The following is a 10,654-nucleotide window of genomic DNA, read 5'->3' as shown; positions in this document are numbered from 1 at the left end:
ATCGTGCGTATCCGCGACTACATCGCGCACTGGAACACCGACGCCAAACCCTTCACCTGGACCGCCACCGCCGACGAAATCCTCGCCAAAGTCCGCTGGGTCCAGACCAGCGTCAGACAACTTGTTGACAACAATGCGAAGTAACGACACCAGGATCACGCGACACTAGCCGATGGCTCAATGCAAGTAACGCCGTTCACACGCTGGGGCGGGCGTTGTTGCCGGTCCAAGTGCGTTCGCCGCTGCCAGTACTTCGTTCGTACTTCGTCGGGACCGGCCGAAGCGGGTGCCCGCCGCGAGGCGGCAATTCCGCCTGCTTCCAGTAGCGTTTTTCAGCAGGCTTGCCTTGGTCGCTGTCGTGCATGCAGCAACACAAGCAGGAGGCTGCACGCTGATCCGAAGGTGCTGGCGTCGTCAGTCGAGGATGGCGAGGTAGATCTCGTGGGGGATTGTCTCGGTGGTCCAGGGAACTCGAGCGGACATAGCATTCGCGGACAGCACTTCCAGTTCGACCCACGTTGTGGCGTCGGCACCGACCGCGACGGCGATACGACGATCTTGGACGTTCGACACCAAGATCACGCATTCAGATCTGTTCCGAATGACCCGTCCGACGACGTTGCCGCCCAGCAACTGCCGCAGCTGCGGGGGAATGTCGAGGGTTGGCATTGCTCCCGGTGAAAAGTGGACGGCCGTGCCGCGAGCGTTCACGCTGCTCAGCTCAATTGAGACTGGCGCGAGTCCGAGAACACGGCCGAGACGGAGAACTGCTGCGGCCAGCCGGTCCGGCACGCCGACAGACATGGCCGGCGAGAGTCGTGGCGGTAGCAGGTGCAGCCTGAAAGTGCCGCTGCTAATCCGAAAGGTTCTGGCGTGCGAGGGCCGCCCGGCCTCAGTCGGTGTGAGCGCCGGAGCGTTCGGCTGCACACCCCAGAAGGTCGTCATGGTCGTGTCATGCAATGCGCGCAGGTAGCCGAGAAACCGGTCCGGCCCTTCTGGGCTGCGGCCGACGAGGCGGAGGGCGTCATCAAGGATGCGCACGCCTTCGGAGAACATGGGCAGGCCGCATCGGGTGGCCGTCAGCAGCTGATCGCCTGCACCTCGCCATCCGTCGTCTTCGTGCAACATGGCCCAGCCTAGGATGAGATGTGCGTCGAACGAGCGTGGCTGTCGCTCTACCAGGCCGCGGGCCCACGCGCCCAATTCGGTGTTCTTGGTCTTGAGTAGGTAGTACCCGGTCGCGACATCGAGTGCGGGGTCTTCTGTCGCGTCGGCAATGATCAGGGCCTGTGCCGACAGGACGTCACCACTGTGCAGGAAGCCGAGCAGTGCGGCGGCCGTCGTGGAGGTCGGTTCGACCGTGCGAGCGTCAGTCGTGGGCCGGATCGGCACGCCTGTCGGGATGGCGATGAACACTGGCGTCCGGGTAGCCGCCGCCCATTGCACGACCATGCTGCCGCCGTGCCGTGCGGTGGGATCGACGACGAAGCCGTCGTCCGCCTGTTCGAATACGGACGGCTCGATCGGCTCGAACGATGTGCCGTCGATGCTCGGCTGCCACGCGGCAATCCAACCGTCTGTGGCCGGGACGGATTGCGGGGTCCGCGGACGCAACACAAGACGGACGGGAGCGGTGCGCGGCACCTCGAACATGGTCGAAACGCGTTCGCCGGAGACCAGCGTCCCGCGGGCCACATACCGGCCCGGTCCGGGGAGGGTCAATTCGATCGCCCGGCCATCGATGAGCGGGCCAGACGTTACGGTGAGACCGTCGTCCAGTATCTCGAGCGCGCCGATGACCTGGCCTTCGCGCGTTCCCGGGCCTTGCGCGAGCACGGCGATCCGGGCGTCCGGGCTGCTCACAGTTGCTCCCCCATGATAGAAAACTCCGAGTTCGGGGGGTCGATGGACCGGTATACCGGATCGGACTTGGAGCCGTCGGGGTAGCTGACGGAGACAACGTAGACGCCGACGGCGATCTCGCCGAAGGCGCCCTCGAACTCCAGGTCCGTGGCTGCAGCGGTGGGTGGCACCGGCGACGCGGTCACGCTGGCCGGCGCCGGCGGCTCGCACGCGACACGGAAGGGCACTTTCGGCGGCCCGGTGAGCGAGCGCAGCACTCCCGTGCTTGCCAGGCCATCAATGGTTACGTGCTGGCGGGGTCGTCCAGGCGGACGGTTCCACTCGATGATCCGCTGTAGGTCGCTGGCGAGGCTTCCTGTGGTGACTGTCCAGCCGGTCAGTCCCCGACGAGCGGCGCGGCCGCCGAGCGCAGCGATCAGCGCGTCGGTGTACGGCGTCGCCATCCCACCGTCGCCAAAGGCGCTCTGGCCATCGGCCGTGGAGAAGAAGACCGGTGCGTCGACGTGGGGAAGCGCGCCGGTGAGCTTCGACGCGTCCATCAGCGGCGTCGGTGACGAACGGAGGGTTAGCAGGTCGCGGGGGATTTCGCGGCAGGCGTCGATGAAGTACACCTGGGTTCGGGCACCACAGGTGTACATTGCTGCTCGCATCGCGGCGAGATCGACGCTGTTCGCCAGGAGCCGGTCGGGGTCCTCGCCGAGGTCCTCCAAGAGGAGGAGTTGCTCCCCAGGTTTCCAGCCGTGGCCGCAGAAGTAGAACAGCGCGATGTTGGCTTCGTCGGTGGAGCAGTGTTTTCGCCAGCGGACGAACGCTTCGCGGAAGTTGACGAACGTGGCGGTGTCGATCTTGGCGGAGTCAAGGGTGACCGCCTCCTCCGCCGAGATCAGCACCTCAAGTGTTCCCACTGGTGCCTCAGTCGTGCCCTGGTCAGCATGCAAGAGCCACTCGGCGACAGCGACGGCGGACGGCCGGGGCACGGTGATCGGGGCGAGGTCACCGAGAAGCCGGCGTGCCTCGGCTTCGCCGAGTCCTTTCGCGATGTACGGATATCGGCTTACGCCGACTACGAAGGCGTGTAACCGTGGGCCGGCACCATCGTTGACCACGAACTGCGTCACGTCAGCGCCTCTTTCGCCCGCGCCGCAAGTCGTTGGTGGAAGTACGGCTGGCGGAAGTAGGCGGTGTGTGCCCAGGGCTCGTCGGTCGGATACTCGTAGTCGACCGGCCCGGCGAAGATCGGATCGGCACGGTAGGCCAGGACGTCTGCACGGTCCACGATGTTGATCCACTTGTGCACGTTCGGCAACGCCGGAACGCGAGGGGCGGCGGCATTCGGGATGCTGCGATCGCTGGCCCGGAAGAGCGAGAGCTCCTCGAACAGCCCGACCTGCGAGCCCACTGTGACCAGAAGATCTACCTCAAGGTCGGTGCGGAAGGAGCTCAGGATGTCGTAGACGATGTTGCCGCCCATGCTGTGTGCGACGATCACGAGCGGCCCGTCCACGCGGGCCGCGTCCAGGTCGGCGGTGACGCGTTGGACGATCTTCCCCGGTGCTGACTTCGTCCCCCGGCTGTCGAGGTAGCAGAAGACGTCGCCGATCAGAAGTGACACTGGTTCCGCGACCAGCCGACGCAAGCCTGCGGCGGCGAGGCGCGCCGGTGCGCCGAGCTGCTGACGGCGGTAGCGCGCGATGCCAGCCGATAGCACATCACGGGCCAGTCGTCCCATGGTTGACCGGTGGCCCAGCCGTTCCGTCCGGTCGTCGGTCTGCATGACGGCGCCAGCCCGATGGAGTCCGTCAAGCATGGCTTCGTCGCCAATTGACTCCGACAGCCAGGCAGGAGTTGCCTGCTGCGTGTCGCAGTAGTCAACCAGTGCCGCAGCGAGGTCGGCAAGATCCTCGATCTCCGCGGCCGAGCGCCCGCGCAGGTCAGCGACGGTATATAGCAGGTCGACAGCGTCTCGCAGGTCAGCATGGGCCAGTTCGGAAATAGAGCGCTCGCCGAGCACGTCGGCGAGTTCGGCAAGTCGCCGATCGTCGGCACCAAGACGTTCCCGGCTGCCACGGGGCAGCGACGAGTGCTGCCAGCGCAGGTGAGCGCCCAGGTCGCCCCACATCGGATTAAAGATCCGCGCCTCGGCGAGATCGGGCAGTGCCCTGGTGAGCAGAAACCGCCGGAACAACGCACTCCGAAGATCGACGGACTCCTGGTACGAGTCTGTTCCGGACCGGTTTCCGATGCCGTGCACGAACACAAGTGACACGTAGCCTCCTACTGCCGAAGATTGAAGAGTATTGTGCGATCCGCACGGATGGACACGCCCATTCAGCTGATAGTTCCTCGATCGGCGTTCGTCCGGTTTGATGGACGGATGATGCCCGGAACGCCGGATCGGCTCGCCCAGGACGTCGATCGCCGCATGGCCTTGGCCCGTGAGTGGGATGATCTCGTCGCCCAGGTGCGTGAGTTGCCAGGTTTCGAAGACTTCCTTCGCCCACCACGCATCGAGACCTTGCTGCCCGCGGCGCAGGACGGGCCGGTCGTCATCCTGAACGTGAGTCGGTGGCGCTGCGACGCGCTGGTCGTGACCTTGGACGACGTCGCGGTCGTTGAGCTGCCGGCCCTGACGCAGGAGTCCGTCGTTGAGCAAGCCAACCGGTATCTGCAAGCGGTCGGCGGCTACGAACACGAGGCGGCGGCGTACCTCCAGGCGGAACAGTCATTCGTCGCCAGCGACCAGGACGACAACGCGCTCATTGCATTTGCGGAGGCCGGTACCCACTGGGCGAAAGAGGGTGACCGGCTCGAGGCGGAGCTCCGCGCATGCCTGGCGTGGATGTGGGACAGTTTCGCCGAGAAGGTCCTCGAGCACCTCGGCTACACCGCTGTGCCGGACGGCCCGACCTGGCCGCGCGTCTGGTGGTGCCCGACTGGCGTGTTGACCCTGCTACCGATTCACGCCGCTGGATACCACGAGCGAGCCGGCATTGCCGTCCTCGACCGCGTGGTTTCCTCATACACGCCGACCTTGCGTGCCTTGGTGGAGGCGCGTGGCGACCGCGGGACGACGGCCGCGCCGAGCAGGATGCTCTTCGTCGGTCTGGAGGACACGCCCGGCCAGCCGCGGCTGCCCAACGTTAGGCGGGAGCGGGAAGTCCTGGAGGCCAACCTGCCGGTGGATCGGTGTACGACGCTCACTGAGGACGGTGCGACCCGCGCCGCGGTGCTCACGCATCTGACCGAGCATTCCTGGATCCACCTGAGCTGCCACGGAGATCAGAACCTTGCTGACCCGTCCCGCGGCGGCGTGCACCTCTACGACGGAGTGCTGACCGTGACCGACTTCAGCGCCCGGCAGTATGACGGCGAGTTCGCCTACCTGTCCGGCTGCAAGACCGCGGTCGGTGGCGTGCATCTGCCGGACGAGGCGATCACCCTCGCCGCAGCGCTGCACTACACCGGCTACCGGCACGTCATTGCGACACTCTGGTCCGTCAACGACCTGCACGCGGCGCAGATTGCCGAGGACGTGTACGGCACGTTGATTGTCGGCGGCGTTCTCGACCCCCGCGACGCGGCCCGCGCCCTACACGACGCGGTCCGCGCCTTACGCGCCGCGTACCGCGATCGGCCGAGCGTGTGGACGCCATTCGCGCATACAGGACCTTGAACGAACTGCGCGCTGGAGGACATCGCCCGTTGGCTCCAGGTGCGCAACCCAGAGAGCGCCTCCCGGCCTTTGAGGAGGCGGTCCAGGTTAAGCTGATTGCCGCGCCGCCCAGCGGACGACCGCCCCGTGACCGCGCGCCCCGCGACCTGGACCTGGCGTACGCCTGGACCGGCAGGGCATGCCAGCCACCGTCGGCCTTTGTCCGTCTCTGCAACACCGCGGACCGGAAGCGAGCTTGTGGACGGCCCTCCTGCACGATTTGCCCGCCCCGCGAGCCAGCGTCGAGCACACGCGTCGCCGGACGAGGCCCGGAATCCAGGCCCGAGCGGATGACGGCCGCTCGGCCGATCGGCGTGGCTTCGGCGTCGAACACCCCGAGCCGCCGCGCTTTCCTTGCTGGGCCGCCACCACGGGCGCGAAGGTGGCTACGGATCGGCCGTCGTCGAGCGATTGGAGCGCAGCATGGGACTGTTCGGCAACAAGAACCGGTATCCGACCTATTTGCCCGAGTCGTACTTGCGGGGCCTGCGCGAGTACGGCGAGCATCTCAGCGGGCGGCCCGGCGGCTTCAATGACAGCCTGATCGCCGACCTGGACATGCTCGACTTCCTCACCGCCAATCCGCAGGGCTTTGTGGAACTGCTTGCTGCGGCGATTCCCACTAGCCCCGACGCCGGGGCGTTCTGCCTCGGCGCGGCCGACGCAGTCACTGTCGTGCACGCCCGCGGCGTGCCGTCGCGGGCGTGGGACCGCATCACGGACGAGGCGATCGCCCACCTGCGAGCCATGCGGGTTCCGTATGAGCAGACAAAGCCGTACATGCGAGCCCGCTGGCAGGTCGCCCACGGGCCAGCGGATTGGTAGTTCCCAGGCGGCGTCGAAACAGGGCGGCGACTTTGGGCGCCGTGTTGACCAGCGCCGTCGCGCATCTGATCCGGGCCGCGCACGGCAGCACCTTGTGCACGTCGGTAGGAACCCTGAGCCTCCGTGTCGTCGCCGATCACCTTGTGGCGCTCGCGACGATGAGAGTGTTGAGTCGGGGAAACGTCCTGGCGCTGACCTGCACGGCCCTACTCACGGCTGCGGTTGCCACCACATGATACGGACCCGGACGCGCAGGCCCGGCGCTACGCGTGACCACAGCAGGGGGACGTCATCCGGGTACACCGTCAGTCTTAGCCATGGTCGGATGGTTCTGCGCACGCAGGAAGGCGAGGTATCGGTCGACCTGACGTCCGCGTCGACCCTCACGCCGGCCTCGAGATGCTGAACACTGCTGCCGTCGAACTCTCGGAAGGACCCGCACATGTCTGACAGCAGCCCGGACATTGCCGCCCAGATCGATGAGCGTATCCGCCGGTACCTAGATCGCAACGACCAGGCAGCCATCCTCGACGCTGAATCGCTCGCGCTAGCCAGCCAAGCGCTGGGCCACGCCGGACGGGTTGGCATGTCGACAACTGCCTCGTGCGACCTGGTCAGGGCAGTGGCCTGGCTACGCTGGTTCCGATATGAAGAGCTCCACCAGCGATCTCCGGACGCCGGCACGGAACATGAGATCGCTGTCCGCCTGTTCACGCTGCTGTTGGCGGTTGCGCCGGAGATGGTCCCGGACGGTCAACGCTCGGTAGCACGTTCGCTTCTTGAAGCGGGGGTCGCACGCACTGCTGCCAGCCGCGACGTCGAGTTCGGCGAACTGCTGCTGAGGGCCACGGGGGAAGCTGGCGATCCAGCTGCGTTGGACGTGAGCATCGTGTGCTATCAGCGAGGACTCCAGGCAGCAGATGGTACCGTCGACGCGCTGTCCGGCTGGTACAACCTCAGCCTCGCGCTGTCCCGCCGTCACGAGCTGGCCGGTGAGCCCGGCGATCTCGACGCGGCGATCAGTGCGGTGCGTCACGCGCTGGCCGCAGCTCTGCCTCGCAAAGCAGAAGAGGGGTACGTGTGGCAGAACCTCGGTGTGCTTCTGCAGCGCCGGTTCGATCTCAGTGGCGACAAGGCGGACCTGGACGAGGCGATCGAAGCCATGACCGCCGCCGTGCGCTGCGATCCCACCCAGGCCGCGCCGTTGGTGAATCTCGGAGCGGGCTACCGTACCCGATACGAGCACCACAGTGATCCGGCGGATCTCGATCGGGCGGTCACATTCGGCCAAGCTGCCGTCGATGCGCTTCGGCCAGACAGTCCCGACCGTGCGGCTGCCTGGTCAATGCTCGGCTTGGCGCTGACCGCCCGCCATGCATGCACCCACGACGACCGGGACGCCACCGCTGCGATTACCGCTGGCGCGAACGCCGTTCGAGGGTGCGGCGACAGCGATCCGGACCGTGTGATGTACCTATCCAACTACAGCCTTGCCCTGCACGGCTGCTATCGGCGCACACGCGACGTCGATGTCCTACTGCAGGCAATCGGTGCCTGCCGACAGGCGATCACCCACAGCACCGGCGGCGATTCGAAGCTCGCCGCGTGCCTGGCGAACCTGGCTCTCTACCTGACAGACCAGCACCGTGCTGGGCACGTCGATCGCGGCGGTTCATCCCCGGGGAACGGCCTGCATGAAGCGATTTCGCTGTATCGACGTGCCTTGGATCTCACACCGCGAAATGGGCCCGACCGCGACCGCTACCGAAGCAACCTCGCCGATGCGCTGCGCACGCGTTACGAACTGCTGGGGGACGAGGCGGACCTGGACGCGGCAATAGACCTCGGCGAGCAGGACGTGGAGACATGACGCGGCAGCAGGCGGACGTCCCGCGCGGAGTGCAGCTTGCGGTGAAAAGCGCTGCACTTCAGGCACGGTACGAGCGGCGCGGTGATCGGACGGACATCGACGACGCGATCAAGTTCGCACGAGCAGCAGTGGCCGCGCTGGTCGGACACCCGAACCGGGCAATGGCATTGACCGCCCTTGGTATTGGACTGCGCACCAGGTACCACCTGCTTTCAGATCCCGATGACATCATCGAAGCCATAGGCGTCCTGCAATGTTCACTTGAACTCACGCACCTCCACGCCGTTGAGCGACTCGATCGCACTTACAACCTCGGCGCCGCCTACTACCAGCGTTACCAGCACAGCCGCGATCCACGAGACCTAGAGGCCGCCGAATCGGCGCTCGCCAAAGTCGTCGCGCACACTCCGGACTCACAGACGCGGGCCATGGCGCTATCGGCTCTGGGGCTGGTGAAGATGGCCAACCTACGCGATCGGGCGGAGCCTCAACGCGGCGAGGTCGTCGACGCTGCCTTCGAATGCTGGCGTCGAGCTGCTACTACGACGGCCGCGGATGCGCAGACACGCATCGTCGCAGCGACCAGATGGGCTCACGCCGCAGCCGAACACAGCCGAAGCGGGGACTGCTTCCAGGCTGGCATTGCCGCGATCGAGGCGTTGGAGGCCCTCGTGTGGCGTGGACTGACCCGACGCGGACAAGAGCGCCATCTCGCCGTGTGGGGAACGGTTACCCGTGACGGTGCCGGCGCAGCGGTCGCGAATGGCGATGCCGCAGCGGCGGTTGAGCTGCTGGAACGAGGCCGAGCCGTGCTCTGGGCGCAGCAGATACGCCCGCGTGTCGCTGCGCAACGACTGCACGCGTCCTGTTCTGATCTTGCAGATCGACTCGATGCGGTACGTGATCAGCTGGATGCGACCGGCGGTGACCCGGCCGCGTTGGACTGAGAGGTCCTCAGTTCTGGGCTGACCACCGCAGTGGGATAGCGGTCGGCGCGAGTGGATGCGGTTCACCAGCCAGGACCGCAAGCGCTTCGGCGACCTCGGTCAGGTCCGCGCGGACATAGGTCGATGTCGTTCCGGCATCGGTTCGGCCGGTGTGGCCGGCGTAGGCACGCGCCACTGCATAGCCGAAGTGCCGCTCGACCCACGTGAGCGTGGTGTGTCGGATCCAGTGGGTGCTGATCTGTTGGGTCGCCACCCACGGCAGGTGTTTCCCGAGCCGCTGCCACAGGTGGTCGTACCTGCGACCGGTGATCGCCTGACCGTTGCGGTATCGGAGCAGCTGACAGCGCTCGTCGTGTGCGCCTCGCTCCTCGCCATGGAGGACCAGATTGCGCATCAGCGTCGGTGAGACCGGTTGCCAGCGAACCGTCTCGCCCTTCTCGAACAGCCGGATCAGGCATTGCGTGGAGTCGAGGTCGATCGGGCGGAGGGCGAGTGCGCCACCCCGCCGGCAGGCGGTCTCGGTGTGCAAGCGCAGCAGGAGGCTGTCCAGCTGTGGGTCGTTGCCGGTACTCCCGGCCGTCGCGACGACTTCGGCGAGCTGGGCGTCCGACAGGGCACGGCGGGTGCTCGCCAGCCGCCGTGGCTTGGGAACGCGGATCGCCGGATTATCACTCTCGGCGATGTACCCGTCGGCGACGGCGTGCTTGTACAGACAGCGCAGTGCCGCGATCACATGCTCCGCGGCTGTCCGGCCGCCACGGGAGTTGCTCCTGATGACAGCATCTTCCTTGATCTGCGCGGCCAGCTGCTTGATTTCCAGCGGGGTCGGTTCGTTCAGCCGTCGCCCACCCCAGGCTTCTCGCACCCGTCTCCAGTAGCTGGTGTAGGCCCGCCGGGTACCGATGGAGACTGCGTCCGACACGCGGTCGATGTACTCGGTGAAAGTCGGGACCTCGCGCCGTATGGCGTTGACCGCGAGCGCTTCTGCGGTGACGCCGAGATGCTCCAGCAGTACCCGGACGGTCTCAATGTCGAGGTTCAGCGGAACACGTGCGGACGCGGTCATGACCCATGTCCCGTGGCGGTGCACTGGTGGAGCGCGGTGAGGGCGGCATCGACCACCCACATCGGATAGATCGTGAGCTGATCGTCGTGAACTGACGCGGCCACGAACAGCGGGTCGCCTGCGACGATCCCGAGCGTTCGTTGCGCGGAGACGGTGAGTCGAATGTGTCCCTGGCGGGTGACGCGCTCAGGCCCCTCTGCGCAGGGTACAAGTACGACGACGGCGCCGATCATTGTCGCTTTGAGCGGCAGGCGTGGTGTCCAGCCCAGTACCTGGAGCGGCGAGCGATCCGCGAGCCGGCCATTGACGTCTGGGCTCGTCACCACCGAGTACCTGGAGCTTCTTCGGACGCCTTCGAGAAGCGGAGCTAG

The 10,654-nt window shown here is 66.4% G+C and carries 9 protein-coding genes; 4 read left to right on the top strand and 5 right to left on the bottom strand.

The features are described from left to right. Positions 1-414 precede the first annotated feature (414 nt). Genes IEZ31_RS52450 through IEZ31_RS52440 form a run of 3 tightly spaced genes read right to left on the bottom strand, consistent with a single transcriptional unit; the run spans position 415 to position 4,129 of the window. Complete coding sequence (locus IEZ31_RS52450) at positions 415-1,863, bottom strand: hypothetical protein (protein ID WP_190257684.1); 1,449 nt, start codon at positions 1,861-1,863, stop codon at positions 415-417. Further along, positions 1,860-2,981, bottom strand: coding sequence for a caspase family protein (locus IEZ31_RS52445; RefSeq protein WP_190257683.1), 1,122 nt, complete (start codon positions 2,979-2,981; stop codon positions 1,860-1,862). Before IEZ31_RS52445 ends, IEZ31_RS52450 begins: the two co-directional genes overlap by 4 nt. Beyond that, positions 2,978-4,129, bottom strand: a complete 1,152-nt coding sequence (locus IEZ31_RS52440; protein ID WP_190257682.1) for a hypothetical protein — start codon at positions 4,127-4,129, stop codon at positions 2,978-2,980. Before IEZ31_RS52440 ends, IEZ31_RS52445 begins: the two co-directional genes overlap by 4 nt. A 48-nt stretch (positions 4,130-4,177) precedes the next feature. Between IEZ31_RS52440 and IEZ31_RS52435 the strand changes: the two genes are divergently transcribed. The 4 genes from IEZ31_RS52435 to IEZ31_RS52420 all read left to right on the top strand — a co-directional run bounded on the left by IEZ31_RS52435 (position 4,178) and on the right by IEZ31_RS52420 (position 9,217). Beyond that, complete coding sequence (locus IEZ31_RS52435; protein ID WP_190257681.1) at positions 4,178-5,536, top strand: CHAT domain-containing protein; 1,359 nt, start codon at positions 4,178-4,180, stop codon at positions 5,534-5,536. Between the two features lie 462 nt (positions 5,537-5,998). Next, positions 5,999-6,400 (top strand): hypothetical protein, encoded by a 402-nt coding sequence (locus IEZ31_RS52430; RefSeq protein ID WP_190257680.1) that lies wholly within the window; start codon positions 5,999-6,001, stop codon positions 6,398-6,400. A 442-nt stretch (positions 6,401-6,842) separates the two neighbouring features. After that, positions 6,843-8,270 (top strand): tetratricopeptide repeat protein, encoded by a 1,428-nt coding sequence (locus IEZ31_RS52425; RefSeq protein ID WP_190257679.1) that lies wholly within the window; start codon positions 6,843-6,845, stop codon positions 8,268-8,270. Continuing rightward, entirely contained in the window at positions 8,267-9,217 is a 951-nt protein-coding gene (locus IEZ31_RS52420; protein ID WP_190257678.1) for a hypothetical protein, read from the top strand. The genes IEZ31_RS52425 and IEZ31_RS52420 overlap by 4 nt, the downstream gene beginning before the upstream one ends. Positions 9,218-9,224: 7 nt before the next feature. On the opposite strand, the gene IEZ31_RS52415 is transcribed toward IEZ31_RS52420, so the two are convergent. Then, positions 9,225-10,283 carry a tyrosine-type recombinase/integrase gene (locus IEZ31_RS52415; protein ID WP_190257677.1) on the bottom strand — a complete coding sequence of 353 codons (1,059 nt, stop codon included), beginning with the start codon at positions 10,281-10,283 and terminating at the stop codon, positions 9,225-9,227. Continuing rightward, positions 10,280-10,606 (bottom strand): hypothetical protein, encoded by a 327-nt coding sequence (locus tag IEZ31_RS52410; protein ID WP_190257676.1) that lies wholly within the window; start codon positions 10,604-10,606, stop codon positions 10,280-10,282. The genes IEZ31_RS52415 and IEZ31_RS52410 overlap by 4 nt, the downstream gene beginning before the upstream one ends. Between the last annotated feature and the right edge of the window lie 48 nt (positions 10,607-10,654).

The organism is Dactylosporangium sucinum, from assembly GCF_014647515.1.
Classification (GTDB): Bacteria; Actinomycetota; Actinomycetes; order Mycobacteriales; family Micromonosporaceae; genus Dactylosporangium; species Dactylosporangium sucinum.
This window is presented reverse-complemented; position numbering and strand designations above follow the sequence as displayed.